Here is a 22529-nt window from a genome sequence, read left to right on the forward strand (position 1 = left end):
GTTACGGCGGGGTTACTGACAACTTGTGGCGCTGTTAACTTCTGGCAAACAGGCCTTTCCCCCATTGCCATTGGCCGTCGCTCGGCATAGGCTCTCTTCGACTTCAGAAAGACCAAGGACACATCGCCTCATGAAATCGACTCACATCCGGCGTCTCGTCATCGTGCTGTATCTCCTCGCAGCCACACTGCTCCTTGCGCACTCGATCAACGCGTTTGTCGAGCATGAGCTCACCGCGATGCCCGGGTCCGGCTCGGACAAGACTGTGACGACCGAGCCGGGTTCCCCACGCACTGAATCCTCGATTCAGCTTGTCGAGCAGATCAGGGCCAGCAGCTTGTTTCCGCTTCCGACACAACCGTCCGTCCTCTCAGCTAACGGCGCACCGGCCGCACTCCCGAAGCCTCCGCTCGACATTGCCAAGAAGCTCCGCTTGCTTGGCACCATTGTGAGCGACCGGGAGGGCGGAGCTGCCGTGATCGAGGATATCGCCTCGAAGCGGCAGGGTTTATTCCATCTCCACGACACCATCCCCGATCTCGGTGAGATCCATGCGATCCGACGCGACGGTGTTGTGATTCGCCTCGATGACCAGGAAGAACTACTCGAACCGGCCGTGCTGCAACAGGATCAGGCCCGGCCGGTGCCCGTTGCCATGACCTCATCACAACAGGCCTTCGTTCCGCTGCTGAAACGCACATTGGATCGCCGGGAAGTGCTGGAGGCCGTCAGCGACCCCACCAAGCTGATGATGCAGGCCCACGCAGTGCCGCACATTACGAACGGGACTCTGAACGGGTTTCGCCTCGACTTCGTTGCCCCGGCCAGCTTCTTCGAGAAAGCGGGTTTTCTATACGGCGATGTAATTCAACGCATCAACGGAGTCGAGATTCGCGATCCTGGATGGTTGCTGAGTTCGTTTCAGCAGGTCGTGAACGAACGCACCGTGAAAGTCGACTTGATCCGTTCCGCGCAAAACGCGACGCTCACCTACGATCTCCGCTAGGCCAGTCCGTCTCGCTCACCATCCATGTCTGGACCATACCGGCAACGGTTGTCTCGCCCGAATGTAACCGGAAGTTAATCGAGGCGTAACTGGGTCGTTATCGTCTCTCTCCATCCTGGCTTCGTCACAGGATCCATACGAAACAGGACGAGAGGAGGCTGGCTTTGAGATCGGTGCAATGGCGAGCAATGATCAGGGTACTGCTGTTAGGTGTCGCAATCACGGGCACCCACTCCATTGCGCAGGCGGAATGGTATGCCGGAGGATATGGAGGGCTCAGCACGTCGGGCTCGATCACCGACGCCACCATGCCGCTCAGGGGACAACGGCTCGCAGAGCAACAATTTCCGCAAGCCAATGAACCGCTCAATAGTAATGGTCGCGGCACGCTGACCCAAACGTTCAAGACATCGGATATCTCGCTCAAAAATTCTGTCATCTTTGGAGGAAAGGTCGGATACTTTTTTACCGAGGAGAAACTCTCCTGGCTCGGCGTCGAACTGGAGGCCTTCACCACAAACCCGAAGATCAAGTCCCAAACACTCACGACCACCCAAGATATTCAGTATCAACCCAACACTCCCGCAGCCGCGAACCAATGCCCGCCTCAAAATATCATCAATCCCCAGCCGAACTGCCCGGCATCTGTGCTCAATAGATCGAGCCTGACCTTACAGGAGTCGTCCCTGCGCGTCACAACGGTGGCCTTCAACCTCATTGCCCGTTATCCGGGACAATTCTTCCAGCCCTACGCCGGCGTCGGAGCCGGAGCCTTCTATTTTTCCTCCTCAAATGGGAGTATCCAAGGCCGTCAGTTCCGTCCCGGCCTTAATCTGCTCGCGGGAACCAAAGTTCGCGTTACAGACGAGTGGGGGCTGTTCGCGGAAGGAAAGTACAATATTGCCAATGTCGGCAACTTCGATCCGACCCTCGGCCTGAGCGGCATGTACAGCATCTTTCACCTCGTCGCGGGGGTCGCGTACCACTTTTAACGAACCATGAACGCGGGTACATTACGTCCCCACCCGGCTCCACTTTCACGGCACGAGTTCCACCACAGGCCCAGCACGTTTTAGCGATTGCGTTCCCATCCTTCGGGCGAGGATACTCGGCGCTGTAGCGCCTGCGGTGAGGAAACCAGCATGACTCGATCCGACAGCCGTCCCCCGGTTCGCCGTCCTTCCGGTGCCCTGTCCTCGAAAGTCGAGCGTGAGATCAAGCTGGCCATCGATCCTGGTTTCCGCCTGCCCACTCTTCCCGGTATCCCGCTGCCGCGACACCTACTGACCTCGACCTACTACGACACCTCCCAGTACGACCTGGCCCATGCGGGGATCACCCTCCGCCATCGCATCGTGCGAGGAAAACAGGCCTGGCAATTGAAACTCCCTCTGATGAAAGACCGGCAAGAAATCGAGCTGGTCGATCGCCAATCCATTCCACCGGCCACCTTCCGCGATCTGCTCTTTCTCCATTTGAGACAACGAGAGCTGCTGCCGGTCGCAACACTACGGGTCTGGCGCGCCGGCGTCCGCGTGCGCATAGACAAGATCGATATCGCAGCGGTCACGATCGACCAGGTGTCGGTCGTGAAGGATGGAGTCGTGCTTGATCGTTTTCGAGAACTCGAAATCGAACAAGTAAATGGGACAGACGCGATGCTACTCGACCTCGAACGGCAGCTTCGTCGAGCGGGAGCCCACGATCATGACGGGCGCCCCAAGCTCTTTCGCGCACTCTCCCTGCCTGCGCCAAAACCTGAACCGCCTCCGGCGCCTGATGCGCCGGTGATCGATCATGTGAAGTGGATCCTTGCACGTCATCTCCGATGGCTGCTGGCGCATGACCCAGGCGCCAGACTCGGAAGGGAAGCCGAAAGCCTGCACCAAATGCGCGTGGCCACGAGACAGTTGCGCGTTGTCCTGCGCACCGCCAGGCCCCTACTCCTTCCTGTATGGGCCGACTCGTTGCACGATGAGCTGCGCTGGCTCGGCCAACTATTGGGACCGGCTCGCGATCTCGATGTCCAACTCGCCTATTTCCGGGAAGAAAGTACGGCACTCGATGCGGGAGACCGCCGACCGCTGGCACCCTTCATCGCCCACCTGAAAGTCCAGAGAAACCATGCCCACGACGTCCTGCTGCGGGAGTTACAGGGCGCACGATATCTCGACCTCATCAGGCGGCTCCAGGACGCAACGGTGAATCCCACCGCTGTCGAATCTGCCGTGACCTTGCACGACCTCGCCACAGGCACGTTCAAGAAACTGCGGAAGGTGCTTCGCCTGGTCGGTGCGTCACCCACCAGTGCCATGATCCACGAAATCAGGATCAAAACTAAACGGGCTCGCTATGCAGCGGAACTGGCGGAGCCGGTCGTCGGTAAACCAGCTACTCGTTTTATCAAAAAAGCGCGAGTCGTCCAGGATGTCTTAGGGATGTATCAGGATGCCATTCAAGCCGAAGCCTTTGTCAGGGCCTTCCTCAAGCAATCGGCCAGCGTGAGGGCGGCATTCGTTGCCGGGCGCATGGTCGAACGTCAGCGAGAGCGTCGCGCGAAAGCGAGCAAAGAGATGCGGGCGCTCTGGGAAGGGCTGTTGAAGCGAGGGGAAAACGCTTGGGGATAAGAAGGGAATGAGAAGAAGTCTCCACAGCCATGAGTCGCTAGCGATCGAGACTAGGCCCATGCCTCCTGGTCACGAGAAAAGTCTGTCAAGAATTCGAAAACATTCGATCGCGTCGAGTACGCGTTCTCTTGACAGTGGCTCACGCAGTTGTTAGGTTTTCGCTCACGAATGTCGGGATAGGTTGGCAGACCGATATTTTCAGGCTGGCGTAGCTCAATGGCAGAGCAGCGGTTTTGTAAACCGCAGGTTGGGGGTTCAATTCCTCTCGCCAGCTCCACAAATTCCGCTGACAAATCAACCCCTTTGCAGCTTACAGCACTTCTGCTCTCCCCCTTCAACTCAGCCAGTGTAACCGCGATTGTAACCGTCTGTTTCTCGAAATAGGCAGACAGCGACCGCGCAGCCTGTTCGAGGTCCTTCTCGTTGACGATGTTGTACCGATCAAAGACACTCCTGGTCTTATGACCGGATATTGCCATCGCCACCTTTTCAGGCACTCCGGCGCGTACCATGTTCCGTACGGCAGTGCGTCTGAAATCATGAGGGATCTTGCCCTTCCAGACCTTCCGCCCTTTCGTGGCATCCTTCTCCATCTGTCCAAGTCCCACTGCCTCACAAGCCTTTCTCCACGAGTGCAGGAGGGTATGGAGTCGAATCCCGCCTCGATGACAGATCCAGGGACAATCCGGCCACTTCAGGTCGCAGCGACTTTTCCATGTCTGAAGAACCCGATACAGATCACCGGTCAGATAGAGAACGCGGGGCGTATTGGTCTTGGTATCCTGCGCTTGAAGGAAGAGTTTGCCTTCCGTCCAGTTAATCTGACGCCACTGAAGAGAGGAGACTTCGCCCATCCTCATGCCGCTGTAGTAAGCAAGACTGACGGCGACTTGTGCGTAATCGGGTAACACGCCCCTGAGAGCAAGGAAATCTTCATGTTCGAAGAACCCTGATCGGATGTTATGCTCTTTCAACTGTGGAATATGGGGAATCCGAGCCACAAGCTGCGGTGTTTGCTCAAACCCCAACCTAAACATTCTCTTGAGGTTTCCAAGCTCGCGATTAATCGTACCGTCGGCCGCTCCAGAACTCTGACGCTTGACGATGTAAGCTTTCACTCGCTCGGTCGTGATTCTGACCGCACGCATCTTCCCGAAAAACGGCTTGAGATGAAGCAGATATTCGCCGATGCGGCGCAGCGTCTTTCGTTTATTCAGCTGGTAGTCCTGCTTCACTAGGTCCGCGAGGTCTTCGAACTTGGTTCGCTCAACCTTTGGTCCACGATACAGGCCTTTCGCAACGTCCCCTTCCCTCTCCTTGAGGAGCCTCTTGGCTTCTTCTCTCTCGAATGTCTTTGTACTTTCCTGAATCGGCCGGCCTTCAATGTAGTACTTGATCCAGTACGGGCCGACCTCGGTCAACTTACGCGATGCAGGTTCTCTCTGCTTCCTGCGGTAGATCATGCCCATCCCCAACCTCCATTTTGTGTTTCTCGATGAACCGATCCATGTCCACCACATCGACCATGACGCGTCGCCCCTGCCGGACTTGCGGAAGATGCCCTTCCCAAATCAAGTGACGTATCGCCCAGGGGCTTCTGCCGAGATATTTCCCGGCCTCCTTCACGCTGTACAACCGCTTACTAACTTGTTCGCTCATCTAAATCACCTCCCTCCCTTATTGTGAATCTGTAGCTTCTGCTCCCAAATCAGCCAATCGATCTGCACGTTTCCTGAGCAGCTGGACTGCTTTGCGCCCAATGGTGTCGACGGCAATCTTCATGGCTCCCACGTTACCCTCCAGAATCATGTCCATGATGACGGCAGCCCGTACATACTCGGAGACTGAAAGGCTTTGCTTCTTGGCGCATTGCTCAATCAACTTTCGCTCCTCGGGCGTGACCTTGAACTGCATGAGCTCTGTGCGTGATGGTCCCATTATCTCCTCCATTGGAATACGTGTGGTATTAGCGCGAATATAGTATTACTCGCGGTATTATCTGTCAAGAGGGAGCTTTGCGTGTGCGGGTGGTATTGGAACTATCGGGCCAGGGGTGGTGAGTAACGCTGCAAATCTATAACGTGTGAAATAACCGGACGACAAAAAGCGCAGCTTTGTTGACGGCCCAGTTGTTTGACTGGTTAGTGTTTTCCAAACACTTCATCCATCACAGAGTAGAACGTAGGTTCTGTGGCTGAGGGCATAACGTTTGCCTAAACAACAGGCCCCAGCCCGCAAGGTGGCTATCCCCTTCATGAAAGGGTTAGGTGCCATTTGGAACGTAGATGAACATGAAATATGCACAGATAGGCCACCCAACAAATGCACTCATGCTAAGGGCCATTGAACCAACGATCTGTTCGACGAAAAATCCGAGCATAGACGCCAAGATGCCAATGATAAAAATGACGATAGGTGCCCACCAGACAACATGCCAACCGTAGGAGACCAAATACGCGAGACCTGTGAGCATGCCAAGAAACGCCGAGATGTTAAGCGCCAAAGCGAAGCCCTGACTCGAACCGCGGAAGTTCTTGGCGTGCAGCTGCTGGCAGAACACGAAGATACCAAAGAGACAGAAGAATCCGATGGATGGCCAGGACAGTGCTTGTATTGGCGGTTGGTCTCCTCGTGATCGCACCTACCATCGCGGTGAACTTGCTCGACGGTCTGGGCTCACCCATTTCTAACGTAATCGTAGGCATGGGAGCGAGATAAAGTAAAGCAAGCCCGTTCATCTTAGATCAGCTCGTGCAGTTTCGCCCGTCGCCGAACAAACATTATGATCAACATCCAGAAATGGAGCCGGCCACGCCTTGCCTGCTAAAGTGCACAATGCTTTTCCCATATGCCCAAGTGTCCAAGTAGTCTGTAAATGGATCCTTCTGACGACCATCCGGGCTCCCCAGGAGTCTTGTCACCTCCGTTGGTGTCATCCCAGGCGTGATATGCCGACAAGCCTTCTGAGAGCTAGACTGTACTCGCTCCTGAATCTGCCGGGCGAGCCGACTCAATTCTTGTTCGCTCGCGTCGAGCTTGGCATCTGTCTCTTTGAATTGGTCCACCAAAGACCTGCTTGGCGCTGACCGACTGGTGGGCGTGCTAATCGACTGGATTTTCGCATTAATCTGCTGCAACATCTGCTCGACCTGCCGTTGCTGCTGATCCAATTTTGTGGCTTTCTCGCCAAGTGCTTGTTGGATGACTGCCAGTTCCTTCCGTGACTGCTCTATGGCCTGCTCCTGGGCTTGACTCTGCGCTTTAAGACGGCCTTGAATACCCACCAGCTTGGATGCGGGGACTCGCAAGAGCCGATACACCGTCACGGTGCCATCCGCGTTCGGCTCCTCAAAGGTCATTTGCGTCTCAATCACGAGCCCCTGAGCTTCGAGGCTGGTGATCTGTGCAAAATTCATCAGCTCAACCTTGCCCTGTTCAAACGCCTGCCGTCGGCCTTCTTCAACCGTCCGTGCCCTTGACGCCACCCCCACTACGAACAGCTCTTCTCCTTCGATGAAGGATGATTTCTCAGTCCAAAATGGACGAGCATCTTTGGCTGCCAACGCAAGAGAAGTGGACAGGAGAATCCCTATTAGTACGAATCCTACAACGGAAATGACTTGGCACGTCTTCTGCTGACTCATAGAGTGGATTCTCCGAATTGTTGAGATGCCAGTTTCCTGCCCTGGCTTGATGACGCCGCGCGGCCACTAAGATTATCTCTCCCATGGCAGGTATGGGCAAGTTAGCGATATGTGGGGCCTCAGGGGGAAGATGGCTCAGTATGTTTTCCAAACTAAAGTACCTTCCGTCTGTGGTTGGGCGACAGCATCCGGTGCCCGATCGATTCGAAACCTACCCCCCTCGAAAAAGGTGAGTAGAGTCTCGACCTGATGGAACACCGGTAGCATTCTCTTGTCGGTGGAAATGCTACACGCCGCCCTGAGTATCCTGCCTAAATCGCGGGCTTCGTGATCAGATATCTCACAGGGCCTGAGGTTTAATCCGATCATCCCGGAGCCATTTTCGGTGGGCTGCAGGCCCTTCGCGACCCATCCATTTTGCATCGACGACAAAAACAGGGATGTCATCATGGCGCCGACAACGACCAGCTTGTCGCTGCCCCTGGAAAGTAGCCAGCGAATTCCGCCCGTTCCCGCGTTGATGTAGACCGTATTGTCGTTTGGCTCAGATGTGTCTGGAATCTCGATCCGCCAACCGAATAGCCGGCGCAGATCGTTCTCGACCAGCCTGCATATGGTTAGCGACTCTCCCGACGACAACTTCATAGGCGGTGAATTTTGGAGCATGTCGCAGACATTCTTCTCCCACGCTTCCCGGCTCCAACCGGACGTAATCGCGGACACCAGTTTTGCGATCGTCCCGAGACACGCTTTTGTCGCCAAGTCCGGGAGCAGCGAGGGGACGTACCGTTGCATCCTTTCCACGACCCTGGCCTGGAACTGCTTGTCATTCCACGCCCTGGTCAGGTGCTCCTTCATTTCGAAGTTACGGTCAGTCGGGATTTGCTTTTCAGTCGATTTTAAAATCCGCCTAACAGCGAAGAAACAAGCATTTTTCAAGTCACGCATTTCGCTCTCGTTTTGTGGGTGGCGTAACTCCGCTATGAGAGCGTTGAGTGTTTTATGCGAACGAGATCTGGCTTCCAGATTGATATCATCAACGAGAGCAGGCACCACCGTGTCAGCTATCACCCGCGCCCATGCCCTTCTTTCTTCCACTTCCGAAGCCGACAAGCCATCGATCAGCATTTTTAGATATTTGTCCTGTGCTTGGTCGAATTGCACCGCAAGCTTTTCAAGATCGACCTGCTTACCTTTTTCATTCCGAAAAAAACTACTCAGAAAGCTCATACTATTCCTCCTCCATATTCGTGAGAAACGGTCTACGGGAACAACAAGTTAGGCTCTTGGATTCCGAATTTTCGATTGGATGTCTTCATCGCTCTGAAGCCACCCGTGAACCCTTTGCCATTTGTCACCGCTGCATCGGAACGAAAGCAGATACGACTTGTCCTGCTGCAGCCAGCCAAAAAAGATCTGCATAGCATAGACAGAGTAAGTGCTGCGTTGGTTGGACCAAGCGCGCCATTCGGCGATGATCAATTGTTCTGCTTCCGCGACGGTGTGCAGCATGGTTTAAGTCCCATCAAATGATTAGTTAAAGGTCATGAAAACCAATCCTTCTTTATACCCAAGCTTTTGCGAAAATCTGGATTAGAGTTGGCGAAATACGACACTCTCATAACAATGAGATTGAACACGTCGAATACTTGTTCGTCATTCAGTGAAACGCCAGCTTGAGTAGCCATATCCTTTATGGCTTGGATAGCGTCACTGAAGATATCGCCTAGGTCCGTTTTAGCGATGTGGGGGCCAGCCCAGTTGATACCGGGATAGGCCAGCGTAAAAGCATCAACCTGTAGGCGAAATTCTGTTGGAAAATGCTCGTAGGTGCCGCGTATAGCGTGCACCAATGCGTCTTCGTTTAGTGATTTGATTTGGCTCTCAACCAACTTGGGCAGTGTTGTCCCACGATACTGCTGAGCGAGGCCTTGAAGGTTCATGCTTTTCTCCCTATGTGCATTAAGTCCTATCGTTCAAGCTGGTAAAGCATGGCAGCGTCACGTCCTTTCCAACGGCCAACTCTCTATAGCTTGCTTGGCCCGCTTGATTCTGTTGTGCAACCTCAAGGCCGTGGAGAAGTAGTATAGGTACGGATTGAGAATCACTTTGCCAAACTCGTATTCGGAGATTTCTAATATGGTGTCATTGACCAGATAGTAGAACTTGTCGCCATCCTCGATGGCCTCAGCCCAGTAATGGCAATCGTCGTCGGGCGGAGTCGAATCCGCCTCATCGCGTCCCAACCGGTGATCAAGGCGGTTCTGCAACCTCAATGCGTCCGGTTGGAGAAGCCCGATCCTAATGCGAATCACTTTCATGGTCACCCCTTCCTTACACAAGGCCCGATGCAACAAGTCGAAGCTATCTCCATGTCCGGCTTGGAGAGCAAGGAGATGACCTTCCTGACGGGATGAGGGTTCAGGCATGATCAGGACGGCCACGCAATGTCCGTGTGCCGCGTGTTGAAAAAATGCCTCCTCATCGTGAGCAAGATACACATCCCGATTGCACTCCCTGCAGTGGCGACGATCTGGGGCGTTGGTAGCCGCAAGCCGGCTCCAGAGTTGCGGACATGTGTAGCTCAGCAGGCAACGGATATTGGCTTCCTGGTTCCAACTCATCATGGCAACTCGCGGCAGCATAGAGATCCGTATTCAATGAAACTCATAGCGACTCCTCTTTCTTTGCAATTGCTGCCTGACTCTCACAATCAGCAGTCGGCATCCCCAGCAGTTGGAACACTCTATCCATGGTCTGCGTCAACTTTCCGAAATTCTCTGCATACCACTGGTCCAGGTTCGACTCAGGCGCCTGCTCCAACTGTTCAACCAGCGCCTCTATTTGTGTGGCCACTTGTTGCTGTGTTTGCGCGGCGATTCTCCCCTGCGCTGGAGCCTTAGCATCCGTTCTTCGATGCCGTTCGGGAGATCCCTTTGAGTTTTGTACAGTCTGCTTTGATGTGGCCATTTGTTACCTCCGTATGAATATTCTTTCCAACTATTCTCACGTGTGCGTGTCTTCTGTTCTGTATCAGCGATGTCTCATCGAACTAGACGTATCTTTGCTCCCACGGCAATTCAGATTTCCCAAAATGCCCGTAGTTCGTCGTCTGCCGATAAATCGGTCGGTTGAGGTCAAACCGTTCAATGATGGCGCCAGGCCGGAAATCGAATCCTTTCACGAAGTCTGCCGCGACATTGTCATCCCCGGTTCCGAAGGTGTCCACCTTGACTGAGACTGGTTGTGCAACGCCGATGGCATACGCCACTTGCACTTCGGCTTTTCGCGCCAAGCCCTCTTGGACCACCTGACGGGCCACATAACGGCAGAAGTAGGCTCCGCTGCGGTCGACCTTCGAGGGATCTTTCCCACTGAAGGCTCCTCCCCCGTGCCGGCCAGCTCCCCCATAGGTGTCCACAATGATCTTTCGCCCCGTCACTCCACAGTCGATCGATGGGCCGCCATGTACAAAGCTCCCTGTGGGATTGACCATGACGTGAATGCTCTGGTGATGCCAGGTGCCCAGTATGCGAGGGATTAACTGGTGTGCGACATAGGCGTGAATGGTGTCTTGTCCGACCTCCGCTCGGTGCTGGGTCGAGACGAGGATGTCCGTCACGCGTGTGGGCGTGTTGCCTTCATAGAGGACCGAGACTTGGGTCTTGGCATCGGGGCAAAGCCAGGGCACAGTCCCTCCGTGGCGATCATCAGCCAATCCTTGCGCCAAGCGGTGGGCGAGCAAAATAGGCAACGGCATCAACTCCGGTGTCTCGTCGGTGGCGAAGCCAAACATGATGCCTTGATCGCCCGCGCCTTGCTCACCCTTGTCTTTCGTAACTCCCTGCGCGATCTCTGGTGACTGTTTGGAGATAATTTGCAGAACACGAATATGATCAGCGTTGAACGATTCAGTGGTATCTGTATAGCCGATCGCTCGAATGGCTTGGCGGGCGATTTTCTCGTGATCCACGGTGGCCAGTGAGGTAATCTCGCCCGCCAGCACGACGAGATCGCTCTTGCAGAGAACCTCGCAGGCCACTCGGCTGGAAGGGTCCTCGGTGAGATAGGCATCCAAGATCGAGTCTGCGATAAAATCACAAACCTTATCGGGATGGCCTTCGGCAACAGATTCTGAGGTGAAGATCGCCGTCGTGTCGCGGCTGATTCTCAGATGAGCCAAGTTCTTGATGGGCACTACAACCTCCTTGTGTGAATGAGAAGGAGGGTTCTGGCACCCAGCGGAGGACGATATGAGGGTAGAAATAAAAAACCCCTCGAATTGAGGGGTCTCACGCCGTTGGTTGCTCGTGAGCCCTATCGTTCCCTATCCGGGCTGGCATTGGCACCTTGGCGGCTATCACCAGGTTGCCGAGCGGTCGCTGGGCCAGAACCCTCGCGCTCTCTTAATATTTATAATCTATTAATGAACTTCTATTGTACTGATGTCAAGCCTATAAACGGGGTGCTTTCCCGCTGGGAAATGAGTATGCGGCAGTGCTAATCGCCGTAGAGCTCTCTCTGGAGAACTCCTGCATGTTTTAACAAGCCTTCAAACACATCGACAACGGGCTCTGGAAAGCCCTCCGTATCAATATGGGTGAGACACTCAGGTTCATAGAGTTTACCGAGCAGGGCGAGAAAGGATTCTCAGGATGACTGCGAGCGGGGAGAGGCTTCGACACCTCCGTTCCCCTTTGATGGGGCGCCCGTGTGTCCGCTGACAGGGGCAGAGAGCTAGACCACTTGATAGGTTCTGCTCCTCTTCAAAAGCCCCACTGCCGTGTGATCACAAATCCCCAATCTGGACCCACGGAATGCGGGCGAAGTGCTTCCGATCATAGGTGAGAATCTCTGTGAGTCCCTGCGCTTTCATGTGGAAGGCGTTGTATGCGTCTATGAAGTCAATGTTTGCATGAACATAGAGATCGAGAGCCATAAAGAGAAGCGAGGCTTCTGGACACTCCAGGTTGGGCGTATTCAGAATCTTCTCAACTTTCGCGGCAATATCCGGTTTCTCTAATTTGTAAAAGGATTCCAGTGTCCAAACAATCTCGGCGATGACCAGCAGACTCGTCGCTAATTTGATCTTGCCACGTAGCGCATCGCGAAACAGTGTCTCGGCGCGCTTGGCTTTGGCCGGGTCGTCGTTGGTCAGAAAACGGAGAAACACATTGGTGTCCACGAAGAGACTAGCCATGCCCGACCACCCTCTTGGCAACAGCCTGCTTCACAGACTGACGAATCTTTTCAAAATCTTCCGGGTGCGCTGACGGCTGAACTGAGCCCCTGAGATCAAGAATCGTCCCCTTGATAACTTTCAAGACCACTTCCTCACCTCGCATCACAAAGAGAACCTTCTCCCCTTCTTTTACTCCCAAGCGGTCACGAATCGCCTTGGGAATCGTCACCTGCCCCTTCCGGGTTATCGTAGATTCCAACATGTGAACCTCCATCGCTATTGTAGTACTTTTATATTTTAGTACTACATCACGATCGAGTCAATCTCTACCCTGAAAAGAGGTGAACCACGGGGGGAGTCTCACGACACCCCCTTACCCCCCCCAACAATGGTGCGCCCGCGTTGCCGCCGGCGATTTGCAATCATCTAACCCAGTTAGGGAACTCTACGGGTTGATAATCGGGACAGGAGAAATCACAGGTGTTCGTTGACGAGAGTAAAAATGAAAAACGCCGATCCACGGATGGACCGGCGCTATTGAGCGAAACTTAGCGAATGATCCTATGCGGCGACATAACGCTTGATGCTGAGTTTCTTGGCATGGCTGCGGGTCTGTGCCACATCGTACGCAAGCTGCATCCGAAGAAGGTGGTCCATGTCAGGGCCGAACGCTTTCTCAATGCGGAGGGCCATTTCAGGGGAGAGAGACGCCTTGCCGGCGAGAAGATCCGACAGGGTCGCGCGGCGAACTTTGAGAATGTCTGCGGCTTTGGATACGCTCAAGCCCAGAGCGTCGATGATCTCGGTTCTGATAAGGTCGCCCGGATGGGGCGGGTTCTTCATGGTCATTGTACAGTCTCCTTTCAGTGGTAGTCGATTAAATCAATGTCGCTGACGGTGTTTGTTGGTTCGTGATAGCGGAACACAATGCGCCAGTTTCCAGTCACGGTTAAACTCCAATAGCCCTTCATGTCACCTTTCAGCGGGTGAAGCTTCCAGCCCGGAAAGCGTCCCACCTGTTCAAGGGTGAGGGCGGTTTCAAGGGCTAACAGAAGCTTTCCCACCTTATCCAGATGGGAAGCAGAGACGCCTTTCGGGTTGTCCTCTGCGTAGAGCTGCAGGAGCCCTTTATGGCGAAATTTGGTAAGGCGCATGTAATTCCCTTCATCATTCCATTGTGTACGGTATAGCCGTACATGTCAAGGGATGGTTTGTAAAGTAGGGGATGGTTGGCACCCACTTCCTTCACATCGACGAATGTAACTCCTGCCCCGGATCTTGCGGAGGGCTTGCTGTGTTTCTGATCCAGTGACACGTCGGGTCTTCGAAGCCTGAGATCCATCCAAACGTCCCCGCCCCTCCAATCCAATGCCTGACCATGCAGTAGTCTCCAACTCGACGTAACGTGTCGTTGAACATGAGGAAGAAGAGTTTCGATTCCGCTTCTCTCGCGTTGCGAGTCAGAACAATCTGAAACTGTTCTGTTGGCACTCTGATCCCTAGCGAGCAGAAGTACCGGTGCTCCTCAAACTCTCGCGGCTGGCTGTCGATGTCTTTGCTGATGTACTTGGAGAGATAGCGGGCCAGTTTGACCGGGGAGGTTCCAGGCCGTGGCCCCTTCACATTTACTTGGCCCTGAGCTTTTCCAACGATCTTGTACCAACAGCGGCGCAGAAGACGAATATCTTGAAATCCACGAACAGCCAAATGCGGGTGGATCGCTCCGCGCTTCTGGCATTCCAACACCGCCACATAGGGCATTGAGTAGCCACCGCGCGCGAGCATGCGCCGTAAGCGTTCTAGGTCGGTCAAGACTCGCTCTCGGTTCTCTACATTATCGCGATAGGTCAGCGTGACCAGATGGTCTGCTCCGATTGAAAGGCATTTCCTTCTGATCTCGCCGGTCGCCCGCGCGCGTGCACGCTTTTCGTTCTGTTCTTTGTTCAGTGACTTGCCCTTGAAGCCTCGCTTGCCCGGTTGCAGATTAACCTTTCCCCATGAACTCTCAATCCACTGCTTCCCAAAGTCGTGAATCTTGACTGACCACGTCGTACCGCCTACTGACTGTGTGTCTGAGTTGGATTCCGTGTGATCGACGAGAAATGTCTTTCTGACAAGTTTAGGAGCCGCCGGCGGACCGGCGACCGTGCGCCGCTGGCGATTGCCAGCTGGCGCATCGGCCGCTATTCCTCTCTCGACATTCCTCCCTTTCAGCGCTTGATCGTTCTCTGTTTTCATCGTAAATTCACTTTCGCAAGTGTAACCATAAATGTAACCGTAAACGCCTTTTTCACTCATTCACCACGCAACAGTGCGCAACGTGGTGAACTCATCTAACCAGGCCAATCTATTAGTGATTCTGTTGCTTCTGATGAGGGTACGGAAGGGTCTGAAAATGGCTCTGTAGCTTTTTGTAAACCGCAGGTTGGGGGTTCAATTCCTCTCGCCAGCTCCACAACTTCCGCTGACGATTCGCCCCCTTTCCACCTGACAGATCCCCTACATTCCACTCACAATTGAGCTGCGGTCATCGGGGCTGTCGATGGCTGGGTGACTCATGGATGGTTCTATTCCGTCGAATCGTTCAGCTCGTGGGATACCGGCCTAACGTTCGGCTTCCGTGAGATCGCCTGCCTCTTCCAGATCTTCAAGGTCGGCTTCCGCCTTCGCCTTCGTGGTTGAGGGATGCAGGCCATATTTCTTCAGCATTTTGTAGAAATCTGCCCGATAGCGACCGGCAAATTGGGCGGCGCGGGAGATATTGCCGCCGGTCAATTGCAGGACGTTCTTGAGATAGGTCTTCTCGAACTCTTCCTTGGCTTCGGTCAACGGCTTCAGCGGCGCGTCCGGTGAAGTGCCCATCGAAGGCAGGAGGTCCGGAGTAATCATGTCCTGGCGCGTCATCACGGAAGCCTTTTCAATGACATTCTCCAGCTCACGGACATTGCCTGGCCAGGGATGCGTGAGCAGCCGATTGAGCGCGGCCGGTGTAAAGCCGCGCAAATCTTTATTGGCTCGTTTGGCGCTCGCGGTCAGAAAATGTTGGGCCAACAAGGGAATATCGTCCCGTCGGTCACGCAGCGGCGGGATAAACAACGGGACGACGGAAATGCGATAAAAAAGATCGTTCCTGAAGGAACCATTCTTCACCGCTTCGCCGAGGTCTTTATTGGTCGCGGCAATAATCCGCACATCGATCTTCGTCGTCGTTTCAGAACCCACTTCGCGGACTTCCCGTTCCTGCACGGCCCGCAAGAGTTTGACCTGCATGGACAGCGGCATCTCGCCGATCTCATCGAGAAACAGCGTCCCGCCGTTGGCACATTGAAAGAGGCCTCGCTTGGCGCCATGGGCGCTGGTAAAGGCGCCACGCACATGTCCAAAGAGTTCAGACTCGAAGAGTGCTTCCGGAATGGCCGCGCAATTGAGCGCAATGAAAGGCCCTTTATTCCGTCGGCTGTTCGAATGGATCACGCGGGCGAAGACTTCTTTGCCTGTCCCTGTTTCTCCAAAGAGCAGAATGGTGGCATCGGAGTCTGCCACCTGCACCACTTGTTGGAGCAATCGCTGCATCGCAGGACTCCGTGCGACGATGTTTTCCATACCATACAATTCGTTGACGAGCGACTTCAGGCGTTGGATTTCTCCCCGCATCCGTTGCGGCGAAAGCCCCTCTTCGATCTTGGCCTTGAGTTCCTTGTCATCGAACGGTTTGGTGAGATAGCCAAAGGCCCCGCGCTGCATCGCCTCCACGGCATTGGGAATGCTGCCATGGGCCGTCAGGATGATGACCGGAAGGCCAGGCTGCATGCGCAACAATTCCTCCGTCACATCTAAGCCATCTTCGTTACCCAGGCGGAGGTCGGTAATAACCAGGTCGAACCGGTTATTCTTGGCTGCCGTGATCGCGTCACGCCCGCTGGTGCAGCCGGTCACGGCAAAACCCATGGCGGTCAACCGCATCTTCACGAGATGCAGGAGGCCCTCTTCGTCGTCGACTACGAGAATATGCTCTTTTTCCATGACATTCCTTCTACGGTATCGTCTGTTCAGGCATAGTCGGAGGCGATGTGCCAGTCGATGGGGGACGAATCGGACGAACTTTATCCCGCATTTCCTGGTCGATACGCTTCAGCGCCTCCAACTGGCTCGTCAATTCATCTATTTTCTTATCTCGATCCGTCAATTGCTTTTGTAATGATGACAGAATGCCGGTTTCAGCCGAACCCTTTGTGCTGTCCCGTTTGCCGCTCACGGCGTCCAACTTCCGTTCGCGTTCGGCTAACTCTCGCTGGAGACTGTCCAACGTTTGGGCATCGGCATCCTTCATGGCCCGCAATTGCTGGACGGTCAACTCTCTATCAAGCAAGTCTCGCACCAGACGATCTGACGCCTGGGCCAGGATCACCTGATTCTCTGAAATGGCCGGTGCCGCCATGACCGATTGCATCCAGGATTGCTCAACGGGAACGGCACGATGCTGAAGCAGTTGCAGCCAGACCTTACTGGAAGAGGCCAGGCTGCTCTTGGGCGCGGCGGCGATCACTTTCTCAAAGTTCCTGATGGCGCTCTCTCGACTTTCGTAAAGCCCCAGGAGAGCCCGCAAAAAGTAGACGTGATCACAGGAGTTGTGCTCGGCGCATTTCGGGGCGAGCGCATCCTGCTTTTTCGCCAGCGCATGGAGGGATTTCGCCTCTCCCGCATCGACGAGGAAATAGGGCTGCGACATGGGCGGGGGCGCAGGCCATGTCGAACATCCCGTGACGAAGAGACAGGACAGGATCGCTGCCATGAATCCGTGCTGGAGCGCCTTCATGCCGACCCTTCCGGTTTTGCAGCCCGAAGAATAAACCGTACGGTCGTCCCCTTCTTGGCTTCGCTTTCGATCCAAATTCGTCCTCCGTGTGCTTCAACCACTTTTTTGGCCAGTGCCAGCCCGAGACCGCTCCCCGGCGTTGCATGTTTGGCCTTGGTACGTCCTTGATAGAAGCGTTCGAAAATATAGGGCAGGTCTTCGGCCTGAATGCCTGGTCCGCCATCGGACACACTCACTTCCAGCACTCCCGCTTTCGGGTCAGGCTTCATCAACACCTTTACAATGCCCCCTTCCGAGCTGAACTTCAAGGCGTTTGAGAGCAAATTATCCAGCACCTGCTCGATGCGAAGGGCATCGGCCTTGACCCACACACGCTGTACTGGCCCTTCGACCAACAGCTGCACATGTTTGGCATCGGCCAGCAGCCGGACTTTATTGACCGAGATATCCGTGATGCGTTTGAGATCCGTAGGGACGATTCGATACTCCATCATCCCGGCATCCATCTTGGAGAGATCGAGGATCGTCGAGATGAGGGTAATGAGCCTTCGGCTGCTGTCGGCCATGATACGCAAGGTTGTGCGCTGCTCTTGCGTCAAGGGACCGGGAATTTCATCCAAGAGCAAATGGGTGCCTTCCTGGATAGAAGCCATCGGCGTGCGCAATTCATGGGAGACGTGGGCGAGAAACTCCCCCTTCATATCGTCGAGCTCTTGCAGTTTGGTTCCCATCCAATTCACTGCATCGACGAGGTCTCGCAACTCGCTGGGGGCTCGAATGTTGAGCGACGTGCGAAAATCCCCCTGCCCGATTTGTTTGATATGGTTCTGCAATTGACGGAGCGGGCGAAGCACCGTGTAGCTGGCAAAGCCGGCGAGCGCAATCCCGAACACGAGCGCCAGCAGCACCAGCTGCTCCGTGACGGCTTCTGCTTGCGCCGAACTCTCCCGCGACCGGCTAACCCCGACACTGATACCCGTTTCGTGCAGATCGATAAACTGTTGAAGTGTCGCGCTCATGCGATCCATCAAGGCGTCGCGACGCCGCTCATAGTCGACTGGTAAGGTCGCAGAAGACCCCTGGACGTGGTGCGATTCTAACTCCGTATGAAAGATCGTGAGCCGTTCTTGCTGAAGGTGCTTAACCTCCTTCAGCAACTGCAGGCCTTGCGGCGTCAATTCCTGGGTTTCAAGGACCTGGATTCCCCGATGGAACTCGTCGACCTCTTCATCAAAATGCTGCAAGAACGTCGCATCGCGTACAGCCAAATACTTCTTCTCGCTATTGAGCTGGGCATAGAGCACGGTGAGCAGACGTTTGGCCGACTCGATCGCCGGGTAATGATGTGCCGCCATATTGGCACTCAATGCCGTCAGCTGGCGCAACTGAAACAGGGCGTATAAATTTACGCCTGCCATCATCACAATGATGACAAGTGACGTAAGCACGATTCGCCAAAATATAGATAAACGCACGAGCGACGCTCTTTCCCGGCTTTGAGATGCGAGGATAACTGTAGAGACTGTAGGTATTTCCATACACTATTTTCCCATGCCACTCAAGGGATCAGGCAAACAAATTCTTGCGGTGTCATTTACCCTGGCGAGGGCAATGGAGCCAGGAATGGCTGAGCAGCGTCTGAATCAGGAGTGGTGGAAGCTGAAATATCCTACCACACCGCTCGTCCCTACTTGAAAGGCGAGGCAAATCGGCGCTGGCGTCGCGACACGCCATGGAGTGATGCAAAGAGATGGCCACGAAACAATAACATGGCGACGGCAAGCGGCGGGGTAAGGAGCAGGCCAAGATACCAGCTGATCGACGAAGGGATTCCCACATAGTCCAGCCAACTGCCGAGAATCGTGAACGGCAGCACAAGGAGTTGGAAAAAATCCAAACCCGCCCCTCTCCCCACTCGACTGGAGAGGGAGAAAAACGATTGCAGGCCCATGGGCGAGAGGACGATCGGGATGAGGATCAGGGCAAATGGAAGAAACCACTCAATCCAATTCTCCAGAACAAACTCATACGAGGTCTTGAATACGTCGAGCGGAGAATCATGCCGCACTTGATAGACAATTTCCGGTGCCGGGTTCAGCAGTAAAAATATGAGCAGGAGGACGGCGTACGATAGGAGTTGCCCATAGGGGTTCGTCTGCAGGCTCATGTCGAGCGCCATGAGCGGCAACCAGAGCACAAACCCGATGCCGATCACATCCCCAAAGTAGTGACCGATGCTGTCAACAATGTCGTGGAGGGTGAGCACGCGTGTATGGGTAATCGATTGCTCGACCAGGCTCAGGGTGGCGCCGACCAACAGGGCGTTCACCGCGCCAAGCAAAAAGCCGCCGATCATGCCAAGGGGCGAGGCAATTTGGCTGGCGAGAACCAGCAGCAGTCCAAATCCAACCACCGCCACCATCGTCATCCATCCGCGGGTGAGCGACTCTCCGGTTTTGCGGAAGGCGCTCCGATAGAGATCTATGGTTTCAGCTACAATGCGCGACATGAGAGACAATAGTCTGTGCGAACTTCTCGGGTCAAGCCGCGGCGTGCCCCTTCCTGGGCCGTTGACTTCCCCTATCCTATGATTATGTGAATGGGAGCAGTACACACCGATGTGCGAAGAGGAGTGATCCAATGGACATGAACCGCATGACGATCAAATTACAAGAGGCCCTCCAAGCCGCATCGTCCCATGCCGCACGGCGAAGTCATCAAGGAATCGATGTGGAGCATCTCCTCCTTGCGCTCATAGAGCAGGAAGGCGGTCTCGCCTCCTCCCTCCTCGAACAGGCAGGATTATCGGTGCCCTCCGTTCGCCAGACAGTCGAGCAGGCACTCGCCAAGTTGCCGCAAGTGCAGGGTGCCGGGGCAGCGCCCGGACAACTTCATGTCGCATCGCGGCTCAGCCAGGTGTTGAGCAAAGCCGAAGACGAACAACGAGCATTGAAAGACGACTATGTCAGTGTCGAGCATGTCATCCTCGCCATGGTCCAAGAAGGAGGCGTGTTCAAAAAGCTGGGACTGACGAAGGAACGGTTGTTGGGAGCGCTTCAACAAGTACGAGGATCGCAACGTGTGACGAGCCAGGATCCGGAAGGCACCTACCAGGCGTTGGAAAAATATGGTCGCGACCTGACCCGGTTGGCAGGACAAGGAAAATTGGACCCCGTCATCGGGCGCGATGAAGAAATTCGGCGAGTCGTGCAGATTCTCTCCCGGCGAACCAAGAACAATCCCGTGCTCATCGGCGAACCGGGCGTCGGAAAGACGGCGATTGTCGAAGGACTGGCCTCTCGCATTATCAAAGGGGACGTGCCTGAAGGTCTGAAGAACAAGCGCGTCATCACCCTCGACATGGGATCGTTAGTCGCCGGCGCGAAGTTTCGCGGCGAATTCGAAGAACGATTAAAAGCCGTCCTCAAGGAGGTGCAGACATCGGAAGGGCAAATTCTGCTCTTCATCGATGAGCTGCATACGGTCGTGGGAGCGGGCGCAGCGGAAGGGGCGATGGATGCAGCCAACCTGCTCAAGCCCATGCTGGCTCGCGGCGAATTACATTTGATCGGCGCGACGACGTTGGATGAATACCGGAAACATATCGAGAAAGATGCCGCGTTGGAACGGCGCTTCCAGACGGTGCTGGTCGATCAACCGACGGTGGAAGACACCATCTCGATTCTACGAGGGCTAAAAGAACGTTACGAAGTGCACCATGGGGTGCGCATCAAAGACGCCGCGCTGGTCGCTGCGGCAAAACTGTCGAATCGCTATATCGCCGATCGGTTTCTTCCCGACAAAGCCATCGATCTGGTCGATGAATCGGCAGCCTGCTTGCGGACGGAAATCGATAGTTTACCGGCGGAACTCGATGAAGTCTCCCGTAAGGTGATGCAGTTGGAGATCGAGCGGGAGGGCTTGCGGAAAGAGCAGGATCAAGCCAGCCAGGCGCGGTTGGCGACGCTGGAGCTGGAACTGGGCGAGAAACAAGAAGAGCGACAGGCGCTCAGAACGCGCTGGGACTCGGAGAAAGCCTCGGTGGCCCGTCTGCGCAAAATGCGAGAGGCCATGGAAGAGGTCAAGCAATCGATGGAGCGTGCCGAACGGGCATACGATCTGAATCGTGTGGCGGAGCTGCGCTACGGAGAGTTGCCGCGCCTTGAGCGAGAACTGGCGTTGGAACAGGAACAGCTCGGCCAGAAACAGGGCGAAAGCCGGTTGCTCAAAGAAGAGGTGGATGAAGACGACATCGCGGCCATCGTGAGCCGTTGGACGGGAATCCCCGTCTCCCGGCTGGTCGAAGGCGAAACGGAAAAGCTCCTCAAGCTGGGAGAACTACTGCATCAACGTGTGGTCGGCCAGAATGAGGCAGTGGAAGCGGTAGCCGATGCGGTTCTCCGCGCGCGCTCCGGCATCAAAGACCCGAACCGACCCATCGGTTCATTTCTTTTTCTCGGTCCGACCGGGGTTGGAAAGACCGAGTTGGCCCGAGCGCTCGCCGCGACGCTCTTCGATGACGACGCCAACCTGATTCGGATCGACATGTCCGAGTACATGGAGAAACATACGGTGGCCCGTCTGATCGGAGCCCCGCCTGGTTATATCGGCTATGAAGAAGGAGGCCAACTGACGGAAGCGGTTCGGCGACATCCCTTCTCCGTCATCCTGTTCGATGAGATCGAAAAGGCCCATCACGACGTCTTCAATGTCCTGCTTCAAGTCTTGGACGACGGACGATTGACCGACTCTCAGGGCCGGACTGTCGATTTCAAGAACACGGTCTTGATCATGACGTCGAACATCGGCAGCCCGCAGATCCTTGAGGCACAGCAACGGCGCGCGTCCTATGACGAGGTCTGCTCCCTCGTGATGGTGGAGCTCCGAGAGCATTTCCGTCCTGAATTCTTGAACCGCGTCGACGAGACGGTGGTATTTCATCCACTGGAAACGGAGCAACTGGCGAAGATCGCGGAGATTCAGCTTGAGCGGTTACGGGCTCGTTTGGCGGAACGGCGAATCACTCTGACCATCACACCGGCCGCGTTACGACATTTGGGTGAGCGGGGTTACGATCCGATCTATGGAGCGAGGCCTTTGAAGCGCTTGATTCAACAGGAATTGGAAACGCCGATGGCGCGTCAATTGATCAAGGGCGAGTTGCGCGATGGAGATACGGCGACCGTCGACCTGAAAGACCAGCACATCGTGATCGTGCCGACGGTTACAGCCTAAGAGAGGGTCCGTCGTCCTG

General features: G+C 55.0%; 23 protein-coding genes, 1 tRNA gene and 1 riboswitch. Of the genes, 6 read left to right on the plus strand and 18 right to left on the minus strand.

Annotated elements, in window-relative coordinates; all coding sequences use genetic code 11:
- Positions 1-130: 130 nt before the first annotated feature.
- The 5 genes from Q7U76_11990 to Q7U76_12010 all read left to right on the plus strand — a co-directional run bounded on the left by Q7U76_11990 (position 131) and on the right by Q7U76_12010 (position 4871).
- Complete coding sequence (locus Q7U76_11990) at positions 131-1006, plus strand: type II secretion system protein N (GenBank protein MDO8357103.1); 876 nt, start codon at positions 131-133, stop codon at positions 1004-1006.
- 188 nt (positions 1007-1194) lie between these two features.
- The gene (locus Q7U76_11995; protein ID MDO8357104.1) at positions 1195-1998 is read left to right on the plus strand and encodes an outer membrane beta-barrel protein; all 804 of its coding nucleotides are present in this window, start codon (positions 1195-1197) and stop codon (positions 1996-1998) included.
- Positions 1999-2148: 150 nt separating this feature from the next.
- Positions 2149-3633: a CYTH and CHAD domain-containing protein gene (locus tag Q7U76_12000; GenBank protein MDO8357105.1), complete on the plus strand. Its 1485-nt coding sequence runs from the start codon at positions 2149-2151 to the stop codon at positions 3631-3633.
- A gap of 202 nt (positions 3634-3835) precedes the next feature.
- Positions 3836-3910: transfer RNA gene (locus Q7U76_12005), tRNA-Thr, on the plus strand.
- Between the two features lie 706 nt (positions 3911-4616).
- On the plus strand, positions 4617-4871 hold the full coding sequence (locus tag Q7U76_12010; GenBank protein MDO8357106.1) for a hypothetical protein: 255 nt from the start codon (positions 4617-4619) through the stop codon (positions 4869-4871).
- Positions 4872-5055: 184 nt separating this feature from the next.
- On the opposite strand, the gene Q7U76_12015 is transcribed toward Q7U76_12010, so the two are convergent.
- From Q7U76_12015 to Q7U76_12100, 18 genes are all read right to left on the minus strand, one after another.
- Positions 5056-5292 carry a helix-turn-helix domain-containing protein gene (locus Q7U76_12015; protein ID MDO8357107.1) on the minus strand — a complete coding sequence of 79 codons (237 nt, stop codon included), beginning with the start codon at positions 5290-5292 and terminating at the stop codon, positions 5056-5058.
- Positions 5293-5310: 18 nt separating this feature from the next.
- Positions 5311-5571, minus strand: a complete 261-nt coding sequence (locus tag Q7U76_12020) for a hypothetical protein (protein MDO8357108.1) — start codon at positions 5569-5571, stop codon at positions 5311-5313.
- 848 nt (positions 5572-6419) lie between these two features.
- Complete coding sequence (locus Q7U76_12025) at positions 6420-7277, minus strand: hypothetical protein (protein ID MDO8357109.1); 858 nt, start codon at positions 7275-7277, stop codon at positions 6420-6422.
- Positions 7278-7412: 135 nt separating this feature from the next.
- Positions 7413-8507 carry a hypothetical protein gene (locus Q7U76_12030; protein ID MDO8357110.1) on the minus strand — a complete coding sequence of 365 codons (1095 nt, stop codon included), beginning with the start codon at positions 8505-8507 and terminating at the stop codon, positions 7413-7415.
- Between the two features lie 48 nt (positions 8508-8555).
- Positions 8556-8789, minus strand: coding sequence for a hypothetical protein (locus Q7U76_12035; GenBank protein MDO8357111.1), 234 nt, complete (start codon positions 8787-8789; stop codon positions 8556-8558).
- Between the two features lie 32 nt (positions 8790-8821).
- Positions 8822-9220: a hypothetical protein gene (locus Q7U76_12040; protein MDO8357112.1), complete on the minus strand. Its 399-nt coding sequence runs from the start codon at positions 9218-9220 to the stop codon at positions 8822-8824.
- Positions 9221-9277: 57 nt separating this feature from the next.
- Positions 9278-9922, minus strand: a complete 645-nt coding sequence (locus tag Q7U76_12045) for a hypothetical protein (protein MDO8357113.1) — start codon at positions 9920-9922, stop codon at positions 9278-9280.
- Between the two features lie 22 nt (positions 9923-9944).
- Positions 9945-10247, minus strand: coding sequence for a hypothetical protein (locus Q7U76_12050; protein ID MDO8357114.1), 303 nt, complete (start codon positions 10245-10247; stop codon positions 9945-9947).
- Between the two features lie 82 nt (positions 10248-10329).
- Positions 10330-11475: a methionine adenosyltransferase gene (metK, locus tag Q7U76_12055; GenBank protein ID MDO8357115.1), complete on the minus strand. Its 1146-nt coding sequence runs from the start codon at positions 11473-11475 to the stop codon at positions 10330-10332.
- Between the two features lie 119 nt (positions 11476-11594).
- Positions 11595-11693, minus strand: a riboswitch (SAM riboswitch).
- A gap of 373 nt (positions 11694-12066) precedes the next feature.
- Complete coding sequence (locus Q7U76_12060; GenBank protein MDO8357116.1) at positions 12067-12477, minus strand: type II toxin-antitoxin system VapC family toxin; 411 nt, start codon at positions 12475-12477, stop codon at positions 12067-12069.
- A complete protein-coding gene (locus Q7U76_12065; protein MDO8357117.1) occupies positions 12470-12721 on the minus strand; it encodes an AbrB/MazE/SpoVT family DNA-binding domain-containing protein in 252 nt (83 codons plus the stop codon). The genes Q7U76_12060 and Q7U76_12065 overlap by 8 nt, the downstream gene beginning before the upstream one ends.
- Before the next feature lie 299 nt (positions 12722-13020).
- On the minus strand, positions 13021-13308 hold the full coding sequence (locus tag Q7U76_12070; protein ID MDO8357118.1) for a HigA family addiction module antitoxin: 288 nt from the start codon (positions 13306-13308) through the stop codon (positions 13021-13023).
- Positions 13309-13322: 14 nt separating this feature from the next.
- Entirely contained in the window at positions 13323-13613 is a 291-nt protein-coding gene (locus Q7U76_12075) for a type II toxin-antitoxin system RelE/ParE family toxin (GenBank protein ID MDO8357119.1), read from the minus strand.
- A 91-nt stretch (positions 13614-13704) separates the two neighbouring features.
- A complete protein-coding gene (locus Q7U76_12080) occupies positions 13705-14697 on the minus strand; it encodes a hypothetical protein (protein MDO8357120.1) in 993 nt (330 codons plus the stop codon).
- 366 nt (positions 14698-15063) lie between these two features.
- Positions 15064-16482, minus strand: a complete 1419-nt coding sequence (locus Q7U76_12085; GenBank protein MDO8357121.1) for a sigma-54 dependent transcriptional regulator — start codon at positions 16480-16482, stop codon at positions 15064-15066.
- 10 nt (positions 16483-16492) lie between these two features.
- Entirely contained in the window at positions 16493-17275 is a 783-nt protein-coding gene (locus Q7U76_12090) for a hypothetical protein (GenBank protein MDO8357122.1), read from the minus strand.
- Complete coding sequence (locus Q7U76_12095; GenBank protein MDO8357123.1) at positions 17272-18723, minus strand: ATP-binding protein; 1452 nt, start codon at positions 18721-18723, stop codon at positions 17272-17274. Before Q7U76_12095 ends, Q7U76_12090 begins: the two co-directional genes overlap by 4 nt.
- Positions 18724-18962: 239 nt before the next feature.
- On the minus strand, positions 18963-19784 hold the full coding sequence (locus Q7U76_12100) for a hypothetical protein (GenBank protein MDO8357124.1): 822 nt from the start codon (positions 19782-19784) through the stop codon (positions 18963-18965).
- A gap of 131 nt (positions 19785-19915) precedes the next feature.
- Here Q7U76_12100 and clpB point away from each other — a divergent pair, with 131 nt between their 5' ends.
- Entirely contained in the window at positions 19916-22510 is a 2595-nt protein-coding gene (clpB, locus tag Q7U76_12105) for an ATP-dependent chaperone ClpB (GenBank protein MDO8357125.1), read from the plus strand.
- The last annotated feature ends 19 nt before the right edge of the window (positions 22511-22529 follow it).

Source organism: Nitrospirota bacterium (assembly GCA_030645475.1).
GTDB lineage: Bacteria > Nitrospirota > Nitrospiria > Nitrospirales > Nitrospiraceae > Palsa-1315.

Excerpts from the sequence above, each read along its gene's own strand:
- Q7U76_11990 (MDO8357103.1), top strand. The coding sequence starts at position 131 with ATGAAATCGACTCACATCCGGCGTCTCGTCATCGTGCTGTATCTCCTC.
- Q7U76_11995 (MDO8357104.1), top strand. The coding sequence starts at position 1,195 with ATGATCAGGGTACTGCTGTTAGGTGTCGCAATCACGGGCACCCACTCC.
- Q7U76_12000 (MDO8357105.1), top strand. The coding sequence starts at position 2,149 with ATGACTCGATCCGACAGCCGTCCCCCGGTTCGCCGTCCTTCCGGTGCC.
- Q7U76_12010 (MDO8357106.1), top strand. The coding sequence starts at position 4,617 with ATGGGGAATCCGAGCCACAAGCTGCGGTGTTTGCTCAAACCCCAACCT.
- Q7U76_12015 (MDO8357107.1), bottom strand. The coding sequence starts at position 5,292 with ATGAGCGAACAAGTTAGTAAGCGGTTGTACAGCGTGAAGGAGGCCGGG.
- Q7U76_12020 (MDO8357108.1), bottom strand. The coding sequence starts at position 5,571 with ATGGGACCATCACGCACAGAGCTCATGCAGTTCAAGGTCACGCCCGAG.
- Q7U76_12025 (MDO8357109.1), bottom strand. The coding sequence starts at position 7,277 with ATGAGTCAGCAGAAGACGTGCCAAGTCATTTCCGTTGTAGGATTCGTA.
- Q7U76_12030 (MDO8357110.1), bottom strand. The coding sequence starts at position 8,507 with ATGAGCTTTCTGAGTAGTTTTTTTCGGAATGAAAAAGGTAAGCAGGTC.
- Q7U76_12035 (MDO8357111.1), bottom strand. The coding sequence starts at position 8,789 with ATGCTGCACACCGTCGCGGAAGCAGAACAATTGATCATCGCCGAATGG.
- Q7U76_12040 (MDO8357112.1), bottom strand. The coding sequence starts at position 9,220 with ATGAACCTTCAAGGCCTCGCTCAGCAGTATCGTGGGACAACACTGCCC.
- Q7U76_12045 (MDO8357113.1), bottom strand. The coding sequence starts at position 9,922 with ATGCTGCCGCGAGTTGCCATGATGAGTTGGAACCAGGAAGCCAATATC.
- Q7U76_12050 (MDO8357114.1), bottom strand. The coding sequence starts at position 10,247 with ATGGCCACATCAAAGCAGACTGTACAAAACTCAAAGGGATCTCCCGAA.
- Q7U76_12060 (MDO8357116.1), bottom strand. The coding sequence starts at position 12,477 with ATGGCTAGTCTCTTCGTGGACACCAATGTGTTTCTCCGTTTTCTGACC.
- Q7U76_12065 (MDO8357117.1), bottom strand. The coding sequence starts at position 12,721 with ATGTTGGAATCTACGATAACCCGGAAGGGGCAGGTGACGATTCCCAAG.
- Q7U76_12070 (MDO8357118.1), bottom strand. The coding sequence starts at position 13,308 with ATGACCATGAAGAACCCGCCCCATCCGGGCGACCTTATCAGAACCGAG.
- Q7U76_12075 (MDO8357119.1), bottom strand. The coding sequence starts at position 13,613 with ATGCGCCTTACCAAATTTCGCCATAAAGGGCTCCTGCAGCTCTACGCA.
- Q7U76_12080 (MDO8357120.1), bottom strand. The coding sequence starts at position 14,697 with ATGAAAACAGAGAACGATCAAGCGCTGAAAGGGAGGAATGTCGAGAGA.
- Q7U76_12085 (MDO8357121.1), bottom strand. The coding sequence starts at position 16,482 with ATGGAAAAAGAGCATATTCTCGTAGTCGACGACGAAGAGGGCCTCCTG.
- Q7U76_12090 (MDO8357122.1), bottom strand. The coding sequence starts at position 17,275 with ATGAAGGCGCTCCAGCACGGATTCATGGCAGCGATCCTGTCCTGTCTC.
- Q7U76_12100 (MDO8357124.1), bottom strand. The coding sequence starts at position 19,784 with ATGTCGCGCATTGTAGCTGAAACCATAGATCTCTATCGGAGCGCCTTC.
- clpB (MDO8357125.1), top strand. The coding sequence starts at position 19,916 with ATGGACATGAACCGCATGACGATCAAATTACAAGAGGCCCTCCAAGCC.